27 protein-coding genes and 2 pseudogenes are annotated in these 25645 nt (G+C 56.7%); 15 read left to right on the top strand and 14 right to left on the bottom strand.

What is annotated here, in order from left to right:
• The first annotated feature begins 225 nt into the window (after positions 1 to 225).
• On the top strand, positions 226 to 2028 hold the full coding sequence (gene narX / locus ABIC80_RS04985; RefSeq protein ID WP_429175827.1) for a nitrate/nitrite two-component system sensor histidine kinase NarX: 1803 nt from the start codon (positions 226 to 228) through the stop codon (positions 2026 to 2028).
• Positions 2021 to 2671 (top strand): two-component system response regulator NarL, encoded by a 651-nt coding sequence (narL, locus tag ABIC80_RS04980; protein WP_429175824.1) that lies wholly within the window; start codon positions 2021 to 2023, stop codon positions 2669 to 2671. The genes narX and narL overlap by 8 nt, the downstream gene beginning before the upstream one ends.
• Here the strand turns inward: narL and ABIC80_RS04975 are convergent, their stop codons facing one another.
• A complete protein-coding gene (locus ABIC80_RS04975; RefSeq protein ID WP_200580770.1) occupies positions 2672 to 4084 on the bottom strand; it encodes a YchO/YchP family invasin in 1413 nt (470 codons plus the stop codon). It abuts the gene before it with no gap.
• Between the two features lie 195 nt (positions 4085 to 4279).
• On the opposite strand from ABIC80_RS04975, the gene ABIC80_RS04970 reads away from it, so the two are divergent.
• From ABIC80_RS04970 to ABIC80_RS04955, 4 genes are all read left to right on the top strand, one after another.
• On the top strand, positions 4280 to 4795 hold the full coding sequence (locus ABIC80_RS04970) for a YbhB/YbcL family Raf kinase inhibitor-like protein (protein WP_429176478.1): 516 nt from the start codon (positions 4280 to 4282) through the stop codon (positions 4793 to 4795).
• A 71-nt stretch (positions 4796 to 4866) separates the two neighbouring features.
• A complete protein-coding gene (locus tag ABIC80_RS04965; protein WP_429175821.1) occupies positions 4867 to 5220 on the top strand; it encodes a DsrE/DsrF/TusD sulfur relay family protein in 354 nt (117 codons plus the stop codon).
• A gap of 108 nt (positions 5221 to 5328) precedes the next feature.
• A complete protein-coding gene (locus tag ABIC80_RS04960) occupies positions 5329 to 7113 on the top strand; it encodes a methyl-accepting chemotaxis protein (RefSeq protein ID WP_263754564.1) in 1785 nt (594 codons plus the stop codon).
• A 198-nt stretch (positions 7114 to 7311) separates the two neighbouring features.
• On the top strand, positions 7312 to 7557 hold the full coding sequence (locus tag ABIC80_RS04955; protein WP_023478761.1) for a DUF1883 domain-containing protein: 246 nt from the start codon (positions 7312 to 7314) through the stop codon (positions 7555 to 7557).
• 9 nt (positions 7558 to 7566) lie between these two features.
• Here the strand turns inward: ABIC80_RS04955 and ABIC80_RS04950 are convergent, their stop codons facing one another.
• Both ABIC80_RS04950 and chaB read right to left on the bottom strand, forming a co-directional pair.
• Entirely contained in the window at positions 7567 to 8265 is a 699-nt protein-coding gene (locus tag ABIC80_RS04950) for a gamma-glutamylcyclotransferase (RefSeq protein WP_094419757.1), read from the bottom strand.
• Positions 8266 to 8436: 171 nt separating this feature from the next.
• Complete coding sequence (chaB, locus tag ABIC80_RS04945) at positions 8437 to 8667, bottom strand: putative cation transport regulator ChaB (protein WP_023478915.1); 231 nt, start codon at positions 8665 to 8667, stop codon at positions 8437 to 8439.
• Positions 8668 to 8942: 275 nt separating this feature from the next.
• On the opposite strand from chaB, the gene chaA reads away from it, so the two are divergent.
• Complete coding sequence (chaA, locus tag ABIC80_RS04940) at positions 8943 to 10037, top strand: sodium-potassium/proton antiporter ChaA (protein WP_054803465.1); 1095 nt, start codon at positions 8943 to 8945, stop codon at positions 10035 to 10037.
• 43 nt (positions 10038 to 10080) lie between these two features.
• Here the strand turns inward: chaA and kdsA are convergent, their stop codons facing one another.
• Genes kdsA through hemA form a run of 6 tightly spaced genes read right to left on the bottom strand, consistent with a single transcriptional unit; the run spans position 10081 to position 15395 of the window.
• Positions 10081 to 10935: a 3-deoxy-8-phosphooctulonate synthase gene (gene kdsA, locus ABIC80_RS04935; RefSeq protein WP_076769943.1), complete on the bottom strand. Its 855-nt coding sequence runs from the start codon at positions 10933 to 10935 to the stop codon at positions 10081 to 10083.
• A 26-nt stretch (positions 10936 to 10961) separates the two neighbouring features.
• Positions 10962 to 11771, bottom strand: coding sequence for an invasion regulator SirB1 (gene sirB1 / locus ABIC80_RS04930; RefSeq protein ID WP_023478892.1), 810 nt, complete (start codon positions 11769 to 11771; stop codon positions 10962 to 10964).
• Between the two features lie 3 nt (positions 11772 to 11774).
• Positions 11775 to 12167, bottom strand: a complete 393-nt coding sequence (gene sirB2, locus ABIC80_RS04925; RefSeq protein WP_023478628.1) for an invasion regulator SirB2 — start codon at positions 12165 to 12167, stop codon at positions 11775 to 11777.
• 15 nt (positions 12168 to 12182) lie between these two features.
• The gene (prmC, locus tag ABIC80_RS04920) at positions 12183 to 13013 is read right to left on the bottom strand and encodes a peptide chain release factor N(5)-glutamine methyltransferase (RefSeq protein ID WP_429175818.1); all 831 of its coding nucleotides are present in this window, start codon (positions 13011 to 13013) and stop codon (positions 12183 to 12185) included.
• Positions 13013 to 14095, bottom strand: coding sequence for a peptide chain release factor 1 (prfA, locus tag ABIC80_RS04915; RefSeq protein WP_429175816.1), 1083 nt, complete (start codon positions 14093 to 14095; stop codon positions 13013 to 13015). Before prfA ends, prmC begins: the two co-directional genes overlap by 1 nt.
• A 43-nt stretch (positions 14096 to 14138) precedes the next feature.
• Complete coding sequence (gene hemA / locus ABIC80_RS04910; RefSeq protein ID WP_094419753.1) at positions 14139 to 15395, bottom strand: glutamyl-tRNA reductase; 1257 nt, start codon at positions 15393 to 15395, stop codon at positions 14139 to 14141.
• A gap of 200 nt (positions 15396 to 15595) precedes the next feature.
• On the opposite strand from hemA, the gene lolB reads away from it, so the two are divergent.
• The 4 genes from lolB to dauA all read left to right on the top strand — a co-directional run bounded on the left by lolB (position 15596) and on the right by dauA (position 19938).
• Entirely contained in the window at positions 15596 to 16219 is a 624-nt protein-coding gene (lolB, locus tag ABIC80_RS04905; protein ID WP_023478783.1) for a lipoprotein insertase outer membrane protein LolB, read from the top strand.
• The gene (ispE, locus tag ABIC80_RS04900; protein ID WP_429175813.1) at positions 16216 to 17082 is read left to right on the top strand and encodes a 4-(cytidine 5'-diphospho)-2-C-methyl-D-erythritol kinase; all 867 of its coding nucleotides are present in this window, start codon (positions 16216 to 16218) and stop codon (positions 17080 to 17082) included. The genes lolB and ispE overlap by 4 nt, the downstream gene beginning before the upstream one ends.
• Before the next feature lie 123 nt (positions 17083 to 17205).
• Complete coding sequence (gene prs / locus ABIC80_RS04895) at positions 17206 to 18153, top strand: ribose-phosphate diphosphokinase (protein WP_007371855.1); 948 nt, start codon at positions 17206 to 17208, stop codon at positions 18151 to 18153.
• 132 nt (positions 18154 to 18285) lie between these two features.
• Positions 18286 to 19938 (top strand): C4-dicarboxylic acid transporter DauA, encoded by a 1653-nt coding sequence (dauA, locus tag ABIC80_RS04890; RefSeq protein WP_288876789.1) that lies wholly within the window; start codon positions 18286 to 18288, stop codon positions 19936 to 19938.
• On the opposite strand, the gene ABIC80_RS04885 is transcribed toward dauA, so the two are convergent.
• Positions 19924 to 20979, bottom strand: a complete 1056-nt coding sequence (locus ABIC80_RS04885; RefSeq protein WP_429175810.1) for a MerR family transcriptional regulator — start codon at positions 20977 to 20979, stop codon at positions 19924 to 19926. The two genes, dauA and ABIC80_RS04885, sit on opposite strands and share 15 nt — an antisense overlap.
• A gap of 115 nt (positions 20980 to 21094) precedes the next feature.
• Positions 21095 to 21370 (bottom strand): stress-induced protein YchH, encoded by a 276-nt coding sequence (gene ychH, locus ABIC80_RS04880; protein WP_042711688.1) that lies wholly within the window; start codon positions 21368 to 21370, stop codon positions 21095 to 21097.
• Positions 21371 to 21641: 271 nt separating this feature from the next.
• Between ychH and pth the strand changes: the two genes are divergently transcribed.
• From pth to ABIC80_RS04860, 4 genes and pseudogenes are all read left to right on the top strand, one after another.
• Positions 21642 to 22226 carry an aminoacyl-tRNA hydrolase gene (gene pth, locus ABIC80_RS04875; RefSeq protein WP_023478596.1) on the top strand — a complete coding sequence of 195 codons (585 nt, stop codon included), beginning with the start codon at positions 21642 to 21644 and terminating at the stop codon, positions 22224 to 22226.
• Between the two features lie 125 nt (positions 22227 to 22351).
• Positions 22352 to 23443 (top strand): redox-regulated ATPase YchF, encoded by a 1092-nt coding sequence (ychF, locus tag ABIC80_RS04870; protein WP_429175808.1) that lies wholly within the window; start codon positions 22352 to 22354, stop codon positions 23441 to 23443.
• Positions 23444 to 23517: 74 nt separating this feature from the next.
• On the top strand, positions 23518 to 23982 hold the full coding sequence (locus ABIC80_RS04865; RefSeq protein ID WP_429175806.1) for a tyrosine-type recombinase/integrase: 465 nt from the start codon (positions 23518 to 23520) through the stop codon (positions 23980 to 23982).
• A 141-nt stretch (positions 23983 to 24123) separates the two neighbouring features.
• Positions 24124 to 24270, top strand: a pseudogene (locus tag ABIC80_RS04860) (hypothetical protein); the annotation flags it as partial.
• Between the two features lie 11 nt (positions 24271 to 24281).
• On the opposite strand, the gene ABIC80_RS04855 reads toward ABIC80_RS04860, so the two are convergent.
• From ABIC80_RS04855 to ABIC80_RS04845, 3 genes and pseudogenes are all read right to left on the bottom strand, one after another.
• Positions 24282 to 24824 (bottom strand): HEAT repeat domain-containing protein, encoded by a 543-nt coding sequence (locus ABIC80_RS04855; RefSeq protein ID WP_429175804.1) that lies wholly within the window; start codon positions 24822 to 24824, stop codon positions 24282 to 24284.
• A gap of 82 nt (positions 24825 to 24906) precedes the next feature.
• A complete protein-coding gene (locus ABIC80_RS04850) occupies positions 24907 to 25182 on the bottom strand; it encodes a hypothetical protein (protein WP_232045444.1) in 276 nt (91 codons plus the stop codon).
• Positions 25183 to 25294: 112 nt separating this feature from the next.
• Positions 25295 to 25474 (bottom strand): annotated as a pseudogene (locus ABIC80_RS04845) (RHS repeat domain-containing protein); the annotation flags it as partial.
• Positions 25475 to 25645 lie beyond the last annotated feature (171 nt).

Raw genomic sequence — 25645 nt, 5'->3', positions numbered from 1 at the left:
GGCGTAATAAAGCGCAAAAAAACATCATGCTCATTTATGAGTAGCATTTACCTTCAAAAAAGGTGTGGTTTTTCACAGCGCTGACCGCTGCCGGGTCGTTTGCCCCTCCGAATGTCACCCCGCTGGCAATAAAGGAGTAACTCTTTGTGGGTATGGGTATACTCCAGGCGATAGCTGACAATAACGCCACCCGCACCTTTCGCGGCCAAGGAGTCTCATTTCCCCATGCTTAAACGCCTCTTTTCACCGATGTCGCTGGTCAGCCAACTGGCCGTACTGATGCTGCTATCCACGCTGATTGGCGTGACCGGTATGGCGGTCTCCGGCTGGCTGGTGCAGGGCGTTCAGGGCAGCGCGCACGCCATCAACAAAGCGGGCTCGCTGCGTATGCAGAGCTACCGGCTGATGTCGGCCATCCCGCTGCAGGAAGATGAGCAATATCTGTTAGATGAGATGGAGCACACCGCTTTCAGCCCGGAACTGGCGCTGGCGGCGAAACGCGATGGCCAGCAGGCACAGCTTGCTGATTTGCAAACCTACTGGCACAACGTGGTGATCCCGGCGATCAAAGATGCCCGGCAGCCGGCGCAGGTCGCGGAGATCATCGCCGTCTTCGTTGGGCGCATCGATAAACTGGTCTCCGCTTTCGACAGCAATACCGAGCACCGCATCGCCGAAGTGGTGGTGCTGCACCGGGTGATGGCGATCCTGATGGGCTTGCTGATCCTGATTGCGCTCGTGTGGCTGCGGGCGCGTCTGCTCCGTCCGTGGCAGCAGCTGCTGCATATGGCGCGCGCCGTCAGCCAGCGTGATTTTACCCAGCGCGCCCATATCAGCGGCGGCAACGAGATGGCAACGCTTGGCGAGGCGCTGAACAATATGTCTGCGGAGCTGGGCGAAAGTTACGCGGTGCTTGAGCGGCGCGTACAGGAGAAAACCGCCGGGCTTGAGCAGAAAAACGAAATCCTCTCCTTCTTATGGCAGGCCAACCACCGCCTGCACTCACGCATTCCGATGTGCGAGCGCCTGTCGCCGGTGCTCAACGGCTTACAGAATCTGACCCTGCTGCACGATATTGAACTGCGTGTTTACGACCTGGAAGATGAAGAAAACCACCAGGAGTTTACCTGCCAGTCGACGGCCAGCTGCGATATCAAAGGCTGCCACCTCTGCCCGCGCGACGGCAAGCTGATTGAATCGACCGGCATTGGCTCGACGCTCAAATGGCGGCTGGCGGATGCTCATATGCAGTACGGCCTGCTGCTGGCGAAGCTGCCGCCGGGCCGCCATTTAAGCCACGATCAGCAGCAGCTTGTTGATACTCTGGTTGAACAGCTTACCGCCACGCTGGCGCTGGATCGCCATCAGGATCGTCAGCAGCAATTAATGGTGATGGAGGAGCGCGCGACCATTGCCCGCGAACTGCATGACTCCATCGCCCAGTCCCTCTCCTGTATGAAGATGCAGGTCAGCTGTTTGCAGATGCAGGGCGACGAGATCCCCGAGAACAGCCGCCAGTTGCTGAGCCAGATCCGCAACGAACTCAATACCTCATGGGCGCAGCTGCGCGAGCTGCTGACCACTTTCCGCTTACAGCTCACCGAGCCGGGTTTGCGCCCGGCGCTGGAGTCCAGCTGCCAGGAGTACAGCGCCCATTTTGGCTTCGACGTGCGGCTTGATTACCAGCTTCCACCGCGCGTTGTCCCGGCGCATCAGGCCATTCATCTGTTGCAGATCGCCCGCGAGGCGCTGAGCAACGCGTTAAAACACTCCGGCGCAACCGCGGTCAGCGTCGCCGTGCAGCAACAGGAAAACCGGGTGGTATTGCGCATCAGCGATAACGGGTGCGGGATCCCGGACAATGCGGAACGGACCAACCACTACGGATTAATTATTATGCGTGACCGCGCGCAAAGCCTGCGCGGCGACTGCCAGGTGCGTCCCGGAGCCTCCGGGGGGACTGACGTTGTCGTGACGTTTATACCCGAAACGTTTCTCTCATCCATGCAAGGAGATAACCATGAGTAATCAGGATCCGGCAACTATCCTGCTGATCGACGACCATCCGATGCTGCGTACCGGTGTGAAGCAGTTAATTAGCATGGCCCGCGACATCTCCGTCGTTGGCGAGGCCAGCAACGGCGAGCAAGGCATTGAACTGGCGGAGTCGCTGGACCCGGACCTGATCCTGCTCGATCTCAATATGCCGGGCATGAACGGGCTGGAAACCCTCGACAAGCTGCGGGAGAAAACCCTCTCCGGGCGGATTGTGGTGTTCAGCGTCTCTAATCATGAAGAGGATGTGGTCACCGCTCTGAAGCGCGGCGCCGATGGCTACCTGCTGAAAGATATGGAACCGGAAGATTTGCTGAAGGCGTTGCAGCAGGCGGCGGCTGGGGAAATGGTGCTGAGCGAAGCGCTGACCCCGGTGCTGGCGGCCAGCCTGCGCGCTAACCGCGCGACCACCGATCGCGATATCTCCCAGTTAACGCCGCGCGAGCGCGATATCCTGAAACTGATCGCCCAGGGGCTGCCAAACAAGATGATTGCCCGCCGCCTGGATATCACCGAGAGCACGGTGAAAGTGCACGTCAAACATATGCTGAAAAAGATGAAGCTTAAATCCCGCGTCGAAGCGGCGGTCTGGGTACACCAGGAGCGGGTTTTCTGATCACGGCGCGGCTGGCAGCGACCAGTCCGTACCGCCTTCCGTTGCCGGTGGGATCACCGGCTCGGTCAGTTTCAGCACAATGGTGTTGGACTCCACTTTCTGCCCCTTCTCATCCTCCACCAGCACCGACAGCGTCCAGCTGTTGCTCGCCCCTTCGCTGCTGTCCCAGCGCGGCATAATCAACGTCCAGCCATCGCCGCTGCGCGCATTCACCGGCGGCGTCAGGCTCAGCGCCTGGGTATCACCCTGCCAGGTCAGGCTGCGAATACCGTGCGTACTGTGAATTTGCAGCTTAAGCGCCACCGTTTCCCCCGGCTGTAGATCCCAGGGCGGCGTTGCCAGGAAGACGGAGAGGGTTTTGCGCTGGCGATACTCAAACACCGGCAGATTGTTGCGCGTCGGGCTATCGTAGCGGCTACCGCGCAGGGAGCGGCTAACAGCAACTTCAGAGGGAGAGAGTTGCTTATGCAGCGGCACGCCAAAGCGGTAGTTGAGTTTTAATCCCAGATCGTTCTGGCTTACCCCGCTCTCCCCCTGTCGATGCTCAGCGGTGATGGTCACCAGCGGCACCGGGGTGTAGTTCACCCCCAGCTTGACGGCAACCGGGTTATGATAGCCGGTGCCGCTGTCAAACAGATCAACATTGTCGCCAAAGTACTGCTCAACGCTGACGCTGGTGTTGACGTACTGGTAGAACGGTAGCCGCGCCTGTGCGGTGACATCATAGCCGCGCGCCATGCGCTGCTGCTGCGTCGCCGTGTCATAGCGCCAGTGGCTCACCGGCTGGTAGTAGTTGGCCGACAGACGCAGGTATTCGCCCCACGCTTCCGCTCCAAACCCGGCGCGGCCAGTATTCTCTTCCAGTTGCGTGTCGTAAAAAGTGTTGTAGCCAAGCAGCCAGTCGCCTGCAACCCAGCGCTGTCCGAGACCCACGTTCCCGGTTAGCCCGCTATCCTGCTGCGTAAGGCCCAGCTGGCTCCAGCTCAGATAGCGGTTATTGTCCTGTAACGGTACAAACCAGTCGCCGTGGCTACCGTTAAACTGCCCTTCGTTATCCACTTTCAGATCGACAGTGGCATTGCCCCACGGCGAAAGCCAGGACTCCACCTGATGATTGACCTCGCCGCTCACCACATCGCGCAACTGCCCAAAGGCGAACTGGCGCGCCTGCTGACCGGCGCTGAGATCGCTATCGGTCATGCTCGCTTCACCAAACGCTTTCGCCACCTCGGCAAAGTGTTTCTCCTGCGCATCCGTCTCCGGTGCCATGCTGAGATCCGGCAGGCCGTCGCCATTGTTATCGAACGGGTTTTCCGCCTGCTGCACATATTTGCTCTGCAGCGCATGGGCATCGCCTCCCGCCACTAAAAAGGCAAGAAGGGAGAGAAGTGGAGAGGTAAAGGAGCAGCGCATCACGACGTTAACGGGGTTCCTGGGCTAAATTTGTGAAGTAAGTCACTTAGTCTAGCGGTTTTAGCTGGCGATTACAGCCGCTGGCGATATATCAGGAAAATCCCTAATCGACGCGCCTCGCTGCGGCTACAGTTAATGCATCCTTGTCACGAGAGACGCGTCATGAAAACAAAAATAACTCTGCTCTGCGGCTGGATGCTGCTCTGCGGCGCGCAGGCCAGCGCCACTCCCTTCTTCACGCTACAATCCCCGGCCTTTGCCGATAACGCGATGATGGAGAAAAAATTCGCCGGTAACGCCAGCAACAACCCCAACTGCACCGGCGAAAACCTCTCTCCGGCGCTGGTGTGGAGTAACGCCCCGACCAACACGCAGAGTTTTGCGCTGATCGTGCACGACCCGGAGGGCGCACGCGGGCTGGGCGTGACGCATCTGGTGGCTTATAACATCGCGCCCTCCAGCGCGGGCTTTGCGCAAAACGCGCTGCGCGATGGCAAAGGCTTTACCGGCGGGAAAAACACGCCCGGCAATTTCCGCTGGCATGGCCCCTGCCCACCGCCGGGCAGCGGCGCGCATCACTACACTTTCACCCTTATTGCCACCTCGCTGCCACCGACCTTAGAGGAGGGGCTGACCCGCGAGGAGCTTTTCAGCAAGCTTAAGGGCAACACCCTTGCCGCCGCCGGGCTGATTGGCCGCTTCGGGCAGTGATTTTACCTTTGCGCCGCCCGCGCGGCGCAGTAGCATAGCCCTTTTCGCTACGGTTAATCGAAGGAGTGACAATGCAAAACGTTGTGATCATCGCCAATGGTGCGGCCTACGGAAGTGAATCGCTGTTTAACAGCCTGCGGCTGGGAATTGCGCTGCGCGAACAGGAGGAGCCTGTCGCGCTGAAGCTGTTTTTAATGTCCGATGCGGTGACCGCCGGGCTGCGCGGCCAGAAGCCCGCCGAGGGGTATAACATTCAGCAGATGCTGGAGATCCTTACCGCCCAGGGCGTGCCGGTGAAGCTGTGCAAGACCTGTGCCGACGGACGCGGCGTCAGCGCCCTGCCGCTGGTTGAAGGCGTGGAGATCGGTACCCTTGTCGAGCTGGCGCAGTGGACGCTGGCGGCAGACAAAGTATTAACTTTCTAATGGAACGGCGAGTTTAATACAATTTTCTTATGGATGGCTTTGCGTCATCAAGTTTGCCTGCTGTGTTGCCGATAGCCACTTAAGACAAACACAGCAGGTACAATAAAAATGTTCACATCGATCAAGGCCCGGATTATGGCGGCGACGGCAGGTTGTCTTACTGTCGCCTTGCTGCTTAACACCATCATCAACTACCAGGTTACACGCCAGCACAACCAGCAAACCCAGCAGGATATTCTCTCCAGTACCCGCGACAGCCATGGCATTGCCATTGCCGACTGGGTCGCCAGCAAAACCGCAATGATTGCCTCCCTGCAAAGCGTGGCGTTAACGGACGATCCGGTACCGGTATTTGCCCAAATTGCCCGCGCCGGCGGGTTTATCAACGTCTACGTTGGCTACGCCAGCAAAACCGCCAAGTTCTCCGATCCCGGCGGCGTCCCAGCGGATTACGATCCGACCATTCGCCCGTGGTATCAGCAGGCGGTGAAAGCCGATGCGCCGGTGGTTACCGCCCCCTATGTTGATGCCAGCACCGGGCAACTGGTAGTGACCTTTGCCGTGCCGGTAAAAGAGAACGGCACGCTGAAGGGCGTGGTCGCCGGGGATGTTTCGATGACTAGCGTGGTGGCTAACGTGCGCGGCATCAGCCCGACGCCGCACAGCAGCGGTATGCTGCTTGCCAGCGATGGCGCAGTGATTGCCGCTGCCGACGAAAAGCTGACGATGAAACCCTTCTCTGATGCTATTCACGGCGTCTCCTTTGCTGAACTGAGCAGCGGAAAAACCGTCGCTGGCGAGTATGCAGGGGATGAGAAGTCGCTGTTAGCCAGCCGGGTGAAAGGAACCGACTGGCTGCTGGTGGTCGCCCTCGATGGGGATGACGCCACCGCCGGTCTGCGCGCGCAGTTAAAAGCCTCCGCCGTGTCGCTGATTGTGCTGGTGATTATTGCCGGGGCATTGATGCAGTGGATGGTCGCAGCGCTGCTTAAACGCCTGGTGGTGATCCGCGATGCGATGAATGCCATCAGCAGCGGCACCAACGACCTCTCCCAGCGCCTGCCGGAGAGCGGTAACGATGAGGTGGCGCAGATCGCCCACGCCTTTAACGCCTTTAGCGACAAGCTGGCGGTGGTGATGGTGAAACTGCGCGACTCCACCCACTCGGTGCAGCTGGCGGCGCAGGAGATTGCCGCCGGGAACCAGGATCTCTCCGGGCGCACGGAGCAGGCGGCCTCCAGCCTGCGTGAAACCGCCAGCGCCGTAGAGCAGATCACCGCGTCGGTCGCGCAATCCACCGATGCCGCAGCACAAGCGAATACCCAGGCGCATGTCGCATCAGAAGCCGCTTCGCGCGGCGGTCAGGTGGTGACGCAGGCCATTAACACCATGCAGTCCATTGAAGTCGCCTCGGCGAAAATTGGCGATATTACCAGCGTTATTGATGCCATCGCCTTCCAGACCAATATCCTCGCGCTTAACGCCTCGGTGGAAGCGGCGCGCGCCGGTGAACAGGGTCGTGGCTTTGCGGTGGTCGCGGGGGAAGTACGCAATCTCGCCAGCCGCAGCGCGCAGGCGGCAAAGGAGATTAAAACGCTGATTGACTCCACCACCGACAGCGTTGCCACCGGCTCGCGCTATGTGCGGCTGGCGGGCGACAGCATGACGGATATCGTCACCAGCATCGACAGCGTATCGGTGATCATGCGCGAGATCACCGTCGCCACCAGCGAGCAGATGAAAGGCATTCAGGAGATCAATCATGCGGTGATAAATCTGGATCGTATGGTGCAGCAAAACGCCGAACTGGTCGTCGAATCAACCGCCGCTGCCGGGGCGCTGCGCGCGCAAGCGGGTGAACTTGCCGACACTGCCGGACATTTCCGCATTTAATCTTTTACCGGCGCGTGAAGACCACGGTTTCGCGCGCCGGATCTCCCCCCTCGCCGCAGATTGTTATTTTTGTTTAATCCTTACGTCATTTGTTGATCAAAATCAGCATCTGGCTAACGGTCGTTTGGTGTGATGCACGGAGTGTTTTGTGAACAACATCACGCAGGGATGGCGTTATTCAAATGACGGGGTTAAAAAATGGCGGTAGTTAAAGCAAGTTTGAAACTGTTTGGCGGGGATACGGTAGTGGTTCGCTGTTCTGAAAATTGCCATATCCATCTGATGTGTGAGAAGAGCCGCAGGCCGAATGCGCAGGCGGATATTCTGAGTGTCCAGAATCGCGCCAGCGCCTATCTTTCGGTGCCATACAGCGGCATCTGGAGCGTGCTGATCGACAGCCACAGCCAGTCGCTGGAGCACTCGATCAGCTATGTTGCGGCGTAAACGTCATCCTTAGCAGGCAAAACCAGGCACCATTTCCGGGCCTGGTTTGTCCCCCTCCAGCAGCATACGCACTCTTCCCACCAGTTCATTCAGGCAGTCATCGTGCATGCCGAGCTTAATCAGCTCCTGTTCAAGGGAGAAGAGATACTGAGCATTGGTGCCAAGCGGTCCGCTGGCGGCAGCGATCAGCGGCGCGATGGTCTGCGCGCGGGTATCTGACTCATAGAGCGGGTGGCGCGGATCCATAATAAACACCAGCGCATTGACCACGCGGCCATCGTCGAGCGAAAGTTTGCACCAGCTCGGCAGATAGCAGCCGGTGATCATCTCCCGTTTCCACAGCAGCGTCAGGTCGTCGTGCAGGCTCTCCTCCGACAGCCGGTAAGCCACGCCGGTGGTGCGCCCGCCCTCTTTCAGTGCAAGCATGCGCCCTGGCTGACACGCGGTACCGCGCCCGGCAGTCAGGCGCAAACAGAAGGCGCGATGCCAGCCGACCAGCGTTCCCGGGCAGGATTCATCGAACTCCATCGCCGGGTTCCACATCAGCGAACCGTAGCCAAAAATCCACACCGGGCCATCATCCGGCCGACAGGCCAGCGTCGCCGCCAGCGAGGACGCCCGCTGCTCAGCCGACCACAACAACGACTCTTCTATGTCGCCAAACGCCGTTTTGCAATCGGCCGTTCGCAAGAAATCACGCGTTAACATCTTTTACCTCCGCCACTGCCTGCGTCCTTGCGACTGCTTTACTGCTGCCTTCCCGACATACGCCGTCGTTTCAACGCAGCGCCATATGACGATATGCAATTCACGCGCCGCATGCAACAGCATCAATCCATCGAATAAAGCTATAAATGGCGAAGGTGGCGCTGCTACGCGCTATTTCTTCTTATGCCACTTGTCGTCATCCCCCTTCTCATACTCATTTTTGACCGCCGCCCAGGCGACGCGGTGCGCCGTCTCCTCCCGGCTGGCATCGCCGCGGCGGTCATCTTTATCTTTGTATTGATCCCAGGCGCTGTTAAACGCCTCTTTATAGATCTCCTGCGCGTGGGCAGGAAGCACATGTTGCACGCTGTCTGGCAGCTCAGATTTTGCTTTATAGGGCACTTTTCTGCTCCTTGTTGGGCTAAAAGGTTAAGTCTGGTCGACAACCCGCCTCAGCGCCAGGCATGAAGGATAAATGACTTTTTAATTTAACTATCGTTATGTTTATATTTCATTATTTCCAGAAAAGAGCAATTTTCGTGGCTTTGCAATAGAAAAAATTTTACTGCGGTAAAAATAGGTAAAAATGACCACGTAAATGCGACTTTTTTGCTATTTTAATCACCTTGCGTTCTTTATCTATACTTCAACAATACTGCCCTCTGAGGAGAATCATAATGACAACAACCCACGAGGCGGTTAAAACCCGCCACAAGGAGACCACGCTCATTTTCCCGGTGCTGGCGCTGGCCGTGCTGCTCTTCTGGGGAAGCTCGCAGTCACTGCCGGCGATAGTCGGAATCAATGTGCTGGCGCTGGTCGGGATTTTAGCCAGTGCCTTTAGCGTGGTGCGCCACGCTGACGTTCTTGCCCATCGTCTGGGCGAACCTTTCGGCTCGTTAATTCTGAGCCTCTCCGTCGTTATCCTCGAAGTGAGCCTCATCTCGGCGCTGATGGCGACCGGCGATGCCGCGCCGACGCTGATGCGCGATACGCTCTACTCCATCATTATGATTGTCACCGGCGGGCTGGTGGGTTTCTCGCTGCTGCTGGGCGGGCGTAAATTTGCCACGCAGTACGTCAATCTGTTTGGCATCAAGCAGTATCTGATCGCCCTCTTTCCGCTGGCGATTATCGTGCTGGTCTTCCCGATGGCGCTGCCGGAAGCGAACTTCACCACCGGCCAGGCGCTGCTGGTGGCGCTTATCTCGGCGGCGATGTATGGCGTGTTTCTGCTGATCCAGACCAAAACCCATCAGAGCCTGTTTGTCTATGAGCATGAAGATGACGGCGACGATCCGCACCACGGTAAGCCGTCGGCGCACGGCAATTTCTGGCACACCGCGTGGCTGATTGTGCATCTGATTGCGGTGATTGCGGTGACCAAGATGAACGCGCAGCCGCTGGAAGCGCTGCTGACGGAAGTGAACGCTCCGGTGGCCTTTACCGGCTTCCTCGTTGCGCTGCTGATCCTCTCGCCGGAAGGGCTGGGGGCGTTAAAAGCGGTGCTGAACAATCAGGTACAGCGCGCGATGAATCTCTTCTTCGGTTCGGTGCTGGCAACCATCTCGCTGACCGTACCGGTGGTCACGCTGATTGCCTGGTTTACCGGCAATGATCTGGTGTTCGGCCTCGATGCGCCGGAGATGATTGTGATGGTGGCATCACTGATGCTGTGCCAGATCTCCTTCTCGACCGGGCGCACCAATGTGCTTAACGGCGCGGCGCATCTGGCGCTGTTTGCCGCCTACCTGATGACCATCTTTGCCTGAGTTATTCGGATACAAAAAACCCCGCTTTCGCGGGGTTTTTCTTTTACGCTTCGGTGTTGAGCTCGTCGAAGTTCTTCACCAGATCGTCAATCGCTTTAATCTGCTGCAGGAACGGCTCCAGCTTCGCCAGCGGCAGCGCCGACGGGCCGTCGCACTTGGCGTTATCCGGGTCCGGATGCGCTTCAATAAACAGACCGGCAAGACCGGTTGCCATGCCCGCGCGGGCCAGCTCGGCGACCTGACCACGACGGCCGCCGGACGCGGCGCCAAACGGGTCGCGGCACTGCAGCGCGTGGGTCACATCAAAGATCACCGGCGAGTTGTTGGAGACTTTTTTCATCACGCTGAAGCCGAGCATGTCGACCACCAGGTTGTCATAACCGAAGTTCGCGCCGCGATCGCAGAGGATAACTTTGTCGTTACCGCCCTCGATAAATTTGTCGACGATATTGCCCATCTGGCCCGGGCTTACGAACTGCGGTTTTTTGACGTTAATCACCGCGCCGGTTTTCGCCATCGCTTCCACCAGATCGGTCTGGCGGGCAAGGAAGGCCGGAAGCTGGATCACATCCACCACTTCGGAGACCGGCTGCGCCTGGCTTGCTTCGTGCACGTCGGTGATCAGTTTGACGCCGAAGGTCTGCTTCAGCTCCTGGAAAATCTTCATCCCCTCTTCCAGACCAGGCCCACGGTAGGACTTGATGGAAGAGCGGTTGGCTTTATCGAAAGAGGCTTTGAACACGTACGGGATGCCCAGCTTCTGGGTCACGGTGACGTAGTGCTCACAAATGCGCATGGCTAAATCGCGGGATTCAAGCACGTTCATGCCGCCGAACAGCACGAACGGCAGGTCGTTCGCCACGTTGATGTCGCCAATGCTGACCACTTTTTGTTTCATAAAATCGCCTTATCGAGTGTGAATGCTTAATGCAGGGTAATCTGTTTATGGGAAATCGTGTTGATCTGCGCGCGGATCATTTCGCTGATTGGATCCTCCGGGCACTGCTCGACAAAATAGCTTAAGTCATGCAGCGCCACGTGGTCGCAGTCCAGCTGCGCATAAATCAGCCCGCGATCGCGGATCTCATACGGATCTTCCGGATTGAACTGCAGTAACGCTTCGCTGGCGCGCAGGGCCAGCTCCATCTGCTGCTCTTCCATCAACGCCGACTTCAGGGTATCCAGCAGTTTGCGGATCACTTCAGCGTTGTCTGCCTCATCAAGGTCTTCGTTAAACAGCTCGGCCACCGGGCTGATATTGCCCTTCAGCCAAACTTCGAGCGTATGTTCGTCCAGCGTGTCGCCATTAAACGGGTTAATCAGCCACATTTCGCCATCCAGCCACTCACCGCGCAGAATCAGCTGCGTCGGGAAAATAACCGGAGTCAGCGGAATATTGAGCCGCCCGGCGACCCACAGCAAAATCGCCCCCAGCGACACGGCGCTGCCCTGGCGGTTCTGCAACACTTTATCCAGCCACAGCGCATCGGAGAGACGGTAGACGCCGCGGGTATCTTTGAAGCCCCATTCGCCGTAAAACAGCGCGAGGAGCTCCTCCAGTTGATGCTCCTGAGGCTTTGCCTGACTGATCTCTTCACGGGCAAGCGCGAGCAGATGCTCCAGTTCGTCTTGTACGTATTGTGAAGGAAAATCATCGCGTATCAGCTCGGAAACAAGGATCATCCCGTCGCATAATGGCGCTTTGTTAAATTCGAAATCAGCTAACGACCTCATGTCTTACCCCAGTATCGGTACTTTTGTGGCGGCGAGTTTAATGATGATGTACAGCACCACCAGCCCCAGCATAAAGGCGATAAAACCTGCCTGCTGGCCGCGCGGACGATGTCGCCCGAGCGCAATAAAACCCAAAACGATATAGATGATAACGCCAAACAGCTTTTCAGTCAGCCATGCGCCTTTAACAGTAAAAGGCAAATAGCCGGTCAGAGCTATCAACCCCACGCCGCTGAGCAGCAAAACGCTATCGACAATATGCGGTAACACCCGCACCCAACGCGCCTGAAAGCGGGGATTGTTGCTCCAGCGCCACCAGTAACGCAGGGTGAACAGGCTAATGGTCAGCGCCACCGACGTCAAATGTAACGTAATCAGGATGTTAAAGAGGCACATTCCCTGTTGCTCCCGTTACGGCCGCCGTCCCAGCGTCAGGCGTTCGTTATCACCATAATCCCGGCAGGTTTCCACCTGCTGCCAGCCGTAGCGGGCAAAAATCTCGCGCACCGCCGCACCCTGCTGCCAGCCATGCTCAAGCAACAGCCAGCCCTGTGGCAGTAAGTAGCGCGGTGCCTCTTTAATCAGCGTGTGCAGATCCGCAAGGCCATTATCCGCCGCCACCAATGCGCTGAGCGGTTCAAAGCGCACATCGCCCTGCGCCAGATGGGGATCCTGCGCATCGATATAGGGGGGGTTGCTGACGATAAGCGAAAATTGCTCCCCCTCAAGGGCGCTAAACCAGCGGCTCTGCACAATCTCGATATTGCGGATGCCAAGATGATCGGCGTTACGCTGCGCCAGCGCGACCGCGTCAGGGATGAGATCGACGGCGGTGACCTGGCAATCTGGCCGCTCGCTGGCCAGCGCCAGCGCAATTGCGCCGGTGCCGGTACCCAAATCAAGGATGCGGCACGGCGCGGCGGGAAGCCGGGCGAGCGCCTGCTCGACCAGACACTCGGTATCAGGGCGCGGGATCAGCGTCGCGGGCGAAACAAACAGCGGCAGCGACCAGAACTCGCGCTCACCAATCAGATGCGCCACCGGCTCGCCGCGCACGCGCCGGGCCAGTAACCCAGCAAGCTGCTCCTGCTGCTCGTCCGTAAGAGGCGTTTCACCGAAGGCGAGAATAAAGGTGCGCGCTTTGCCGGTGACAAAGCCGAGCAGGATCTCGGCATCGCGCCGCGGGCTTTCACTCGCCTGCAGCTGGCTGACTGCCTCGCGCAACCACTGTTGGTACTCCATCAATCCTGCTCGGAGAGCGCCGCCAGCTGGTCGGCCTGGTACTCCTGCACGATCGGTTCGATCAGCGCATCAAGCTTGCCTTCCATTACCTCATCCAGACGGTAGAGCGTCAGGTTGATGCGGTGATCGGTGACACGACCCTGCGGGAAGTTATAGGTGCGGTTGCGGTCGCTGCGATCGCCGCTGCCAAGCAGGTTACGGCGCGTGGAGGCCTCTGTCTGCTGGCGTTTTGCCACTTCAGCCGCGCGAATGCGCGCGCCGAGCACCGAAAGCGCTTTGGCTTTGTTTTTGTGCTGCGAACGCTCATCCTGGCACTCGACCACAATGCCGGTCGGCAAGTGGGTAATGCGGATCGCCGAGTCGGTGGTGTTAACGTGCTGACCGCCCGCGCCGGAGGAGCGGAAGGTGTCGATACGCAGATCCGCCGGGTTGATATCCGGCAGTTCCGCTTCCGGCAGCTCCGGCATCACCGCAACGGTACAGGCGGAGGTGTGAATGCGCCCCTGCGATTCGGTGGCCGGAACGCGCTGCACGCGGTGCCCGCCCGATTCAAACTTCAGACGGCCATAGACGCCGTCGCCGCTGATTTTGGCAATAACCTCTTTATAGCCGCCATGCTCGCCTTCGTTGGCGCTCATGATTTCAACGCGCCAGCGGCGGGCCTCGGCATAACGGCTGTACATGCGGAACAGATCGCCGGCAAACAGCGCGGCTTCATCCCCGCCGGTACCGGCGCGGACTTCGACAAACGCGTTGCGCTCATCATCGGGATCTTGCGGCAACAGCAGCACCTGTAAATGCTGCTCAAGCTGCTCGCTTTTCTCTTTCGCGTCGCGTAACTCCTCCTGCGCCATTTCGCGCATTTCGGGGTCCTCGAGCATCATCTGCGCGGTCTCGATATCGTCCTGCGTCTGTCGCCAGTCGGTAAAACAGCGGGAAACGTCGCTCAGCTGCGCATATTCGCGCGACAGGGCGCGAAAGCGATCCTGATCGGCGATGGTTTGCTCGTCGCCCAGCAGCGCCTGAACTTCTTCATGGCGTTCATGCAGGGCTTCCAGTTTGGCAACGATAGAAGGCTTCATAGGCGTAAAGGCACCTTTTAGTAATTATCAGGAGTGTGGTGTGCTAATCCAGCCCGAGGCTGTTGCGCAGAATATGCAGGCGATCGTCATCCCCGTCACGGGCGGCCTGCTGAAGAGATTTGGTTGGGGCGTGGATCAAACGGTTGGTCAGCTTCCACGCCAGGTCCTGCATAATGGTCTGCGGATCGCCGCCCTGCTCCAGCGCAGCGAGCGCTTTTGCCGTCAGCTCATCGCGAACCTGTTCTGACTGGCTGCGATAGTCGCGAATCGTCTCGCTGGCACTTTGCGCGCGCAGCCAGGCCATAAACTCGCTGGTCTCCTGGGCGACGATAGTTTCCGCCTGCACCGCCGCGGCTTTGCGCTGCGCCAGGTTGTGCTGAATGATGCTTTGCAGATCGTCGACGCTGTAGAGATAGGCGTTGGCAATTTCACCCACTTCCGGCTCAACGTCGCGCGGAACGGCGATATCCACCAGCAGCATCGGCTTATTGCGGCGCGCCTTCATTGCCCGCTCGACCATCCCTTTGCCAATAATCGGCAGCGGGCTGGCGGTCGAACTGATGACGATATCGGCATCTTTCAGGCGCTCATCTATCTCGCTCAGGCCGATCACTTCCGCCCCGACCTCAGTCGCCAGCAGCTCCGCGCGCTCGCGGGTGCGGTTGGCGATGATCATATTTTGTACTTTGTGCTCGCGCAGATGGCGCGCCACCAGTTCAATGGTCTCGCCCGCGCCGACCAGCAGCACGGTAACCGTCGACAGGGACTCAAAGATCTGCCGCGCCAGGGTACAGGCAGCAAAAGCGACCGACACGGCGCTGGCGCCGATATCGGTTTCCGTGCGCACGCGCTTGGCAACAGAGAAGGATTTCTGGAACATGCGCTCCAGCTCGCTGGCATTCCCGTGTCCGCGATGGGAGTCGGCATAGGCTTTTTTCACCTGGCCGAGGATCTGCGGCTCGCCGAGCACCAGCGAATCAAGCCCGCTCGCCACGCGCATTAAATGGCTGACGGCGTCGTTATCTTCGTGCCAGTAGAGGCTCTGACGAACCTCATCTTCACGTAAATGGTGATAATCGCAGAGCCAGCGCACCAGCGCTTCCTGTAAGTTCTCCCGCTCTTCGACGCTCAGATAGAGCTCGGTGCGGTTACAGGTTGAGAGCACCACGCCCCCCTGCACCATCGGCTGCGCCAACAGGCTTTCCAGCGCCTGATCAAGCGTTTCCGGCGAAAACGCAATACGTTCTCGCAACGCAACAGGTGCTGTTTTATGGTTGATGCCGAGTGCTAAAAGGGTCATGGGCGCGGGAATAGTACCAACGTTGATAAGGTTAGACTGCACGCATCATACAGGATGAGCCCAGTCAATAAAAGGGAGACTATCCTTTCGGAGTAATTGGTCTTTTTATGATTTAAGACAACGTGAACGTAGACGCTCTTTCTGTGCGGCGCTAGCATTAAGCTTCTGTCTGTAAACTGTTACAAGGATTTGTCATCGTTATGATTCTGTCGGATTTCCGCCTCATTCGCCTGCTACCGCTGGCAAGCCTCGTGCTCACCGCCTGTACCCTGACCGCGCCGAAAGGGCCGGGAAAAAGCCCCGATGCGCCGCAGTGGCGTCAGCATCAGCAGCAGGTGCGCGATTTACACCAGTATCAGACGCGCGGCGCGTTTGCCTATCTCTCGGATGAGCAAAAAGTCTATGCCCGCTTCTTCTGGCAGCAAACCGGCCAGGATCGCTACCGTTTACTGCTCACCAACCCGCTGGGCAGCACCGAGCTTGAGCTGAAGGCGCAGCCGGGCAACGTTGAGCTGGTGGATAATAAAGGTAAGCACTACACCGCCGACGACGCAGAAGAGATGATTGGTAAGCTGACCGGCATGCCGATTCCGCTTAACAGCCTGCGCCAGTGGATCCTCGGCCTGCCGGGCGATGCCACCGATTACAAACTCGACGACCAGTATCGCCTGAGCCAGGTCAACTACAGCCAGGACGGCAAGAGCTGGAAAGTGGTATATGGCGGTTATGACAGCAAAACCCAGCCAGCCCTGCCTTCCAATATGGAGCTGAGCGACGGCAAGCAGCGCATCAAGTTAAAGATGGATAACTGGATCGTTAAATGATGACCTGGCCTGCTCCGGCAAAACTTAACCTCTTTTTATACATCACCGGCCAGCGTGAGGATGGTTACCACACGCTGCAAACGCTGTTTCAGTTTCTCGATTATGGCGACACGTTGACCATCGAGCCGCGCCGGGACGGCAAAATCTGCCTGCTGACGCCGGTCGACGGCGTGCCGGATGAGGAGAATCTGATCGTGCGCGCGGCGCGTTTGCTAATGAAGCGCGCCGCCGCGACCGAACGGCTGGCCCCAGGCTGTGGTGCGGACATCGCCATAGAAAAACGTCTGCCGATGGGCGGCGGGCTTGGCGGCGGCTCGTCGAATGCGGCAACGGTGCTGGTGGCGCTTAACCATCTCTGGCAGTGCGGGCTGAGCGTCGATGAGCTGGCGCAGCTGGGCTTAACGCTTGGTGCCGATGTGCCGGTGTTTGTGCGTGGCCATGCGGCGTTTGCTGAAGGGGTCGGTGAGCTGCTTACGCCGGTCGATCCGCCGGAAAAATGGTACCTGGTTGCCCACCCGGGCGTCAGCATTCCGACGCCGCTTATCTTTGGCGATCCGGCGCTCCCGCGCAATACGCCCGTCAGGTCAATCAATACGTTACTGAATTGTGAATTCGGCAACGATTGCGAGGTTATCGCAAGAAAACGTTTTCGTGAGGTTGATGCGGCGCTTTCCTGGCTGTTAGAATACGCGCCGTCGCGCCTGACTGGCACAGGAGCCTGTGTCTTTGCCGAATTTGACACCGAATCCTCCGCTCGTCAGGTGCTTGAGCAAGCCCCGGAATGGCTGAACGGTTTTGTCGCGCGAGGCGTTAACCTCTCGCCGCTAGCACAAACCATCGCCGGGCAAGCTGAGTCACGGTGACAACGTCACTTGTTCCAGACGTTGCATCGCGCTCTTTAATACACCGCATGGATAGTTTTTCGCCCTGACCGCACATTTTGGCGTATCCTATCCACCACTGGACGCATGCCTGAGGTTCTTCTCGTGCCTGATATGAAGCTTTTTGCTGGTAACGCCACCCCGGAACTAGCACAACGTATTGCCAACCGCCTGTACACTTCTCTCGGCGACGCCGCCGTAGGTCGCTTTAGCGACGGCGAAGTCAGCGTACAAATCAATGAAAACGTACGCGGTGGTGATATTTTCATCATCCAGTCCACTTGTGCTCCTACTAACGACAACCTGATGGAATTGGTTGTGATGGTCGATGCCCTGCGCCGTGCTTCCGCAGGCCGTATCACCGCCGTTATCCCCTACTTTGGTTACGCCCGTCAGGATCGCCGCGTCCGCTCCGCTCGCGTACCGATTACCGCAAAAGTCGTTGCCGATTTCCTCTCAAGCGTTGGCGTTGACCGCGTCCTCACCGTAGACCTGCATGCTGAACAGATTCAGGGCTTCTTTGATGTACCGGTTGATAACGTGTTCGGCAGCCCGATTCTGCTCGAAGATATGCTGCAGCTGAACCTCGACAACCCGATTGTGGTTTCACCGGATATCGGCGGCGTGGTTCGCGCACGCGCCATTGCCAAACTGCTGAACGATACCGACATGGCGATCATCGATAAGCGCCGCCCGCGTGCCAACGTCTCGCAGGTGATGCACATCATCGGCGACGTGGCGAACCGCGACTGCGTGCTGGTTGACGATATGATCGACACCGGCGGTACGCTGTGCAAAGCAGCAGAAGCCCTGAAAGAGCGCGGCGCCAAACGCGTCTTCGCTTACGCCACGCACCCGATTTTCTCCGGTAATGCGGTGAATAACCTGCGCAACTCCGTGATTGACGAAGTGGTGGTCTGCGACACCATTCCGCTGAGCGAAGAGATTAAAGCGCTGCCGAACGTACGTACGCTGACGCTCTCTGGCATGCTGGCCGAAGCTATCCGTCGTATCAGCAATGAAGAGTCGATCTCTGCGATGTTCGAACATTAATCGATGCTTCATATCAAACCCGCTTCGGCGGGTTTTTTTAACCCTCTTTTTTATTTGTATGATTTATTAATTAGTTAGACTACGCTTCGCAAAAGAGTGACTCCTGTGAAAACGTTACTTTCTCCCCATATCATGCCTTTCCGCGCGCTGATTGATGCCTGCTGGAAAGAAAAATATACCGCCGCCCGCTTTACCCGCGATCTGATCGCCGGGGTCACGGTGGGCATTATCGCCATTCCGCTGGCGATGGCGCTGGCGATTGGCAGCGGCGTTGCGCCGCAATACGGTTTATACACCGCTGCCGTCGCGGGCATTGTGATTGCCCTGAGCGGCGGGTCGCGCTACAGCGTCTCCGGCCCGACAGCGGCGTTTGTGGTGATCCTCTACCCGGTTTCGCAACAGTTTGGCCTCGGTGGCCTGCTGGTGGCGACGCTGATGTCCGGGGTCTTCCTGATCCTTTTCGGTCTGGCGCGTTTTGGACGCCTGATTGAGTACATCCCGCTCTCCGTGACCCTCGGGTTTACCTCCGGGATCGGCATTACCATCGGCACCATGCAGATCAAAGATTTTCTCGGTCTGCAAATGGCCCATGTGCCGGAGCATTACCTGCAAAAAGTGGGCGCACTGGTGATGGCGCTGCCAACCATTAACCCGGGCGATGCCGCTATCGGCGTGGTGACGCTCGGCACGCTGATCCTCTGGCCGCGCCTGCGTTTGCGCGTGCCGGGGCATCTGCCGGCGCTGCTGGCCGGTTGTGCGGTGATGGGAGTGGTCAACCTGCTCGGCGGCCATGTCGCCACCATTGGTTCGCAGTTTCACTATCTGCTGGCTGACGGCAGCCAGGGCAACGGCATTCCGCAACTGCTGCCGCAACTGGTGCTGCCATGGGATCTGCCTGGCTCAACCTTTACCTTAAGCTGGGACTCCCTGCGCGCCCTGCTACCGGCGGCGTTTTCCATGGCGATGCTCGGCGCGATTGAGTCTCTGCTCTGCGCGGTAGTGCTCGACGGCATGACCGGCACCAAGCACAAAGCCAACAGTGAGCTGATTGGTCAGGGGCTGGGCAATATTGTCGCGCCCTTCTTTGGCGGTATTACGGCTACCGCAGCGATTGCCCGCTCGGCGGCAAACGTACGCGCCGGTGCCACCTCACCCATTTCAGCGGTGATCCACTCCCTGCTGGTGATTATGGCGCTGCTGGTGCTGGCTCCCCTGCTCTCCTGGCTGCCGCTCTCGGCGATGGCCGCGCTGCTGCTGATGGTGGCGTGGAATATGAGCGAAGCGCATAAGGTGGTCGATCTGCTGCGCCGCGCGCCAGCCGATGACATTGTGGTGATGCTGATCTGCATGTCGCTGACGGTGCTGTTCGATATGGTGATTGCCATCAGCGTCGGGATTGTCCTCGCCTCGCTGCTGTTTATGCGCCGCATCGCGCGCATGACGCGTCTTGCAGCGGTGAATGTCAGCGTACCGGATGATGTGCTGGTGCTGAGAGTGATCGGCCCGCTCTTTTTCGCGGCGGCAGAGGGGCTGTTCAGCGATCTGGAGACGCGTATCGCCGGAAAACGCATCGTGGTGCTGAAGTGGGACGCGGTTCCGGTGCTCGACGCCGGTGGGCTTGATGCCTTCCGCCGTTTCGTCAGCCGCCTGCCGGAGGGCACAGAGCTTCGCGTCAGCAACCTGGAGTTTCAGCCGCTGCGCACCTTTGCCCGCGCCGGTATTCAACCGATCCCCGGCAGGCTGGCCTTCTTCCCGAACCGCGACGCGGCGTTAGCCGATCTCTGATCCCGGCGCGCCGTAACGGGCGCGCATCATCACTTCAATTGCCCGCCGGAGCCACTGCAGCACCGCGGGCGTCATCCACGTCCCCTTCATCAGGTGCGGCTCCTGCTCCATCGCCGTGCGAAACTTCTGCTGCGTCTGCGGATCGCGCCCGGCATAGGACTGAAACAGCTCCAGCCAGTTTGTCGCCAGCGCCTGCGCCTCATCGCTGTGTGGATCAAGCGCGCGGCGGCTGGCATCGTGCAGTTTTGCCACCAGCGCAGGCCACTCCATCATGCGGTCGAAGTAGTGCGCGCGGGTAAAGGCCATCTCCTGCGGCGTTAAGTAGCGCTGCCAGATAGCCAGCTTGCTCTCGGCAAAACTGCGGGTGATGTACTCTGTCATCGCAGGGGTAATGCCGGTCTGCTCGCGCATCTGCGGTTCGGCGCTGTGCATCTCATTAAGCCGCGTTAAAAACTCCGGCTTGTTGGCCGTATCCTGCTCAAGGCGCGTCATCCAGCGGGTTGCCAGATCCATCGCCTGCGTATCATCCGCTGCCACGTTATTGTCCATAAGTGTTTGCGCTTCGCTAACCAGCGTCGCCCAGACGCGGTCACGTGCTTCATCCCGGGCGGCAAACGGTAATTCGTCTAACTCCTGCGGCGTAAACCAACGATCGTACATTTTCATCAACTCCAGTGTCTGTAGCCAGGACTCGAGGTCGGGCTCCGCGCCGCGGGCAAGACCATCCCGGAGATCGAGAAGGCGATCGCGCAGTGTCACGATATCGCGCACCTGCCTGTCGAGCCGGGAAATCTGGTCATTTAACAGTTCAGCCAGCGGGCGCGTTTCCCGCGCCAGGTAGTCGCCAATTGCCGCCAGTTCCATCCCCGATTTTGCCAGCGCCTGAATCATCTGCAGGCGCTTCACATCCGCGAGGTTATAGAGCCGGTAACCGGCGGCGCTTCGGGCAGAAGGCAGCAGCAGGCCAATATGCTCATAATGATGAAGGGTGCGAACGCTAATGCCTGCGCGCCGCGCCAGCTCACCTACCTGAATTAACATAACTGCTCCTTTCGTGCTCCACAGACGCCACTTTCGCGCCTCACGTTACGTGAGGGTCAAGCAAAAGACCAAAAAAAACGGCTCCCGCAGGAGCCGTTATCGAAATCAGTGCTGGTTAGCCGTGGTTTTGCCGGTCGCGACGGCAGCGTTTGTCATAGTGACGCACCCACCAGTATTTGTCGCACACCTCTTCATGGCCGCTGACGCGTGCGCCTGCCAGCCAGAGCACCGCGCCAAGGAAGATGCTGAGCACCGCGCCGTGGGCGAAAAACTGTGGCAGGTTAATCTGCGGAAGCTGGTTGAGAACCGAATACCCGACGCCGACAACCATCACAATTAACCCCAACCCCATGAGCGCATTGCCGAGTAACGACGCGTTTCTACGTTTCATGTGTCACCTCCGAACAGTGGGTTGGATGGGATATCCCCAATCCTTGTGTGCAAAGTATAGACAGCGTACTTTTTAGCGGTTGCGGGCAGGATCACAATTACACATATCCGCCTAACATAAATTTACACATAACCCCATGAACTCGTTGAAATTCGAATGGTTGAGGTGAGTAATCATTCCCCTTCACGGCTCATAAGATGTGAGAATTTTGTCATCGCGCGCCGCTCGACGTAAACTACGCGCCGGACATTGACCTGGTCAGGAAGAGAAAGTGACGATTAAACTGATTGTCGGGCTGGCAAACCCCGGCGCGGAGTATGCCGCGACACGCCATAACGCTGGCGCATGGTATGTGGATTTACTGGCGGAGCGCGCGCGCGCGCCATTACGCGACGAGCCGAAGTTCTTTGGTTTCACCTCGCGCATTCAGCTGGCGGGCGAAGATGTGCGCCTGCTGGTGCCCACGACATTTATGAACCTGAGCGGTAAAGCCGTGGCGGCGATGGCGACCTTTTACCGTATCAATCCCGACGAGATCCTCGTGGCGCACGACGAACTCGATCTGCCGCCCGGGGTGGCAAAATTTAAGCTTGGCGGCGGCCACGGTGGGCATAACGGCCTGAAAGATATCATCAGCAAACTGGGCAATAACCCCAATTTTCACCGCTTACGCATCGGAATTGGTCATCCGGGCGATAAAAACAAGGTTGTCGGTTTTGTGCTGGGTAAACCGCCGGTGTCAGAACAGACGCTGATCGACGATGCGGTAGACGAAGCGGCGCGTTGTACCGAAGTGTGGCTGAAAGAGGGGCTAACCAAAGCCACCAATCGCCTGCACGCTTTTAAAGCGCAGTAAGCGCGCCCAGCGCCTTTTTTGCCGCGCATAACATTGGTTATGTGTATACTAGGCGCAGTTTTTCACTTTTCGACAATCCGTTTTTAATAACGGGTTGATTATCAAGAGATTAAGGTAATTACATCATGGGATTCAAATGCGGTATCGTTGGTCTGCCTAACGTAGGTAAATCCACCCTGTTCAACGCGCTCACCAAAGCGGGTATCGAAGCGGCGAACTTCCCCTTCTGTACCATTGAGCCGAACACCGGTGTCGTACCGATGCCCGATCCGCGTCTCGATAAGCTGGCGGAAATTGTTAAACCGCAGCGCGTCCTGCCGACCACCATGGAGTTCGTTGATATCGCCGGTCTGGTAAAAGGCGCGTCCAAAGGTGAAGGCCTGGGCAACCAGTTCCTGACCAACATCCGCGAAACCGAAGCCATCGGCCACGTGGTGCGCTGCTTCGAGAATGACAATATTATTCACGTTAACAACAAGGTCGATCCGGCTGACGATATTGACGTTATCAACACCGAGCTGGCGCTGGCGGATCTGGATACCTGCGAACGCGCAATCCATCGCGTTCAGAAGAAAGCCAAAGGCGGCGACAAAGATGCAAAAGCTGAGCTGTCTGCACTGGAAAAATGCCTGCCGCAGCTGGAAAACGCCGGTATGCTGCGCTCGCTGGATCTCTCTGCTGAAGAGAAAGCGGCTATTCGCTACCTGAGCTTCCTGACCCTGAAACCGACCATGTACATTGCTAACGTCAATGAAGATGGCTTCGAGAACAACCCGTACCTCGACACCGTGCGCGACATCGCCGCGAAAGAGGGTTCCGTGGTGGTTGCCGTTTGCGCCGCCGTTGAGTCTGACATCGCCGAGCTGGAAGATGCTGACCGCGATGAGTTTATGGCTGAGTTGGGTCTGGAAGAGCCGGGCCTGAACCGCGTCATCCGCGCTGGTTATGAACTGCTGAACCTGCAAACCTACTTCACCGCTGGCGTGAAAGAGGTACGCGCATGGACCATTCCTGTCGGCGCAACCGCTCCGCAGGCGGCCGGTAAAATCCACACCGACTTTGAGAAAGGCTTTATCCGCGCCCAGACCATCGCCTATGAAGATTTCATCGCTTATAAAGGCGAGCAAGGCGCGAAAGAAGCGGGCAAGATGCGTTCAGAAGGGAAAGAGTACATCGTTAAAGATGGCGATGTGATGAACTTCCTGTTCAACGTCTAAATATGATGTGTTGTCTTATGGGGTTTTGCTGAATCTCATACGCATCACCAAAACGATAAAATCCACGCAACTGCGTGGATTTTTGTTTTTATCGGTATGCTCCCTATCAGAGAGATCATCATCTTGATAACGGACTGTGGACCATCCCAGCAACGCGCATGAAAGCTGGTAGGGAAAATATTATTCCCATCCCAGGCCCTCAACATGCTCAAAACATTACAAGGATTAACCAGGCATGGCAGCACCTTTTTCCGGGAAGGGAAAATCCACCAGGTCCAATAACATCGCACTCTCTTCGTCAGCTACTGAAAAGAATGGGCTGGAGTGGAACTTATAGCCCTCATGCAAGCCGAACCACAGAAAGTACCCGTTTAGACGAGAGGGGCTATCGACCTGATGCTATTGAGGCCAAACTTGCGCACACTGATACCAATAATGTTCGTCGCACATATAACCATGCAACCTATCTTGATGAGCGTAAAGTGATGATTCGGGAATGGGAGGATATGTTGGACAAATGGGTAGCAGGATCCGAGTAGAACTTAATGCACTTAGTGAACCACAAGATAGAACTCATTCCTCAAGATCCACTTTGTGCCAGGAGCGGACGTTGTTAAGCCCGCCTTCACCTCTCGCTGCCTCATTTTCAAAGCTGATGCTGCGCGGCACCCGAATATTGCAAAAAATGGATTGCCAACATTTCAGATGTAACCAGCCTTGTCAAAAAGAGAAAAGGGTACATAGATACTGGGGACATACATTTAGCAATTTCGCTTCTCCCTCAAGAACGGTCTTATAAAATTCAAGCCGGAAACCGGCTTAAATAAAAATTTATTTTCTAATCTAAAACACCGTAAGACTTTCCAACCTGTACTGCTTTACTATTTATTTCAGGAATGGGATTTCTTGACAATGCTTTTAATTTCTCAACAGCGTATTTAGAACCTATTTTCGCTAACGCGTATATACAGTTCCATGCCAACATGTAATTATCATCCTCTCTGTCATCAGCCAAATAATCATATTCAGATAAAGCACAGTTATATAGGGCATTTACTGCATCATCGCTTTTAGCCTTTATTTCAACTAAAGCCCGCACAACATCATCATGTTTATAATGAAAATCATCACCCAAAAGATGTATCAAGATATCTTCATGTTTGCTTGTAAACCCAAAATGAAAGCCAATATATAAAGCGTATTCGACTTCTTTCAGGTCTTTAGAAAAGTGCGCATTTTTTAAAATGTCATCTATAAAATCCTCAACACTCCCCTGAGCACATGGAAAGATTTTTAGAAATTCTTCATCTGTTATTTTTCCAGTTCTAAGTGGCTTATTATTAACCACGGAAAGCACTAAGTTCTTTTGCTCTGAATTCATTATTGCCTCAACACATTAAAAGAATCGATACCATCGTTAAAGATTTTTAAAGCAGCGCCCCCTTCCCTTCCAGGACCAATATTTATCTGGTCATCATCGCCTTTAAATCAAGCATTTTCAACCCCCAACCTTTTGATTTTACTGGGCTTGGTATATCAGGATGTGTTACAGCAGCCAGATCAGAATTATCTCTAATGCCAATACCTTCTAACTGTGCTCGCGTACCTGGTTTTAGATTGAATTGTACCAATATCCCGTCATAGTCTTCTGAAAATTCACGGGTTGGAGATATTGTTGTTTCGGTTGTAGCAGGCATACGTCCTGTTTTTTGTAAAACAGCAAAATCTTCTTTTGACATGATCCTGTAAAAAACATTCTCATGCGGTGGCTTATAACATGCAACTAACCCCAACGGATCCACCCACACCATCGGATCACCCACATAGCTGTAGGTATTAATCCCGCCAAACGAGCGAGACCACATCGCCGCACGCGTTGTACTTATACTGCCAGGTGGCACCGTCCGACAGCACTTCCTTCAGCGGGAACGTGAAAACAGGGTGCCAGGTGGTGAACGTGCTGTTGCCGAGCGGGTCGCGCACTTCCGTCAGGTTGCCGTGCTCGTCGTAACCGTATTCCCAGCGACTGCCTAAGAAATTAAATTATTTAATATAAACCTTTTGTTTATCAATAAATAACAAACCCACGCAATTGGCGCATAGATTAATAATGAAAAAACTTCTCAAATAAAAAAATTTAACAGCAAGCAATTACGAGCGAATGTGATAATACACTTCGCTTCCTTGAATGTGATATCTCAT

It is taken from the genome of Kosakonia sp. 1610 (genome assembly GCF_050435845.1).
In the GTDB taxonomy this organism is placed as follows: domain Bacteria; phylum Pseudomonadota; class Gammaproteobacteria; order Enterobacterales; family Enterobacteriaceae; genus Kosakonia; species Kosakonia cowanii.
The sequence above is the reverse complement of the archived record's forward strand: the minus strand, read 5'-3'. Positions and strand labels throughout refer to the sequence as shown.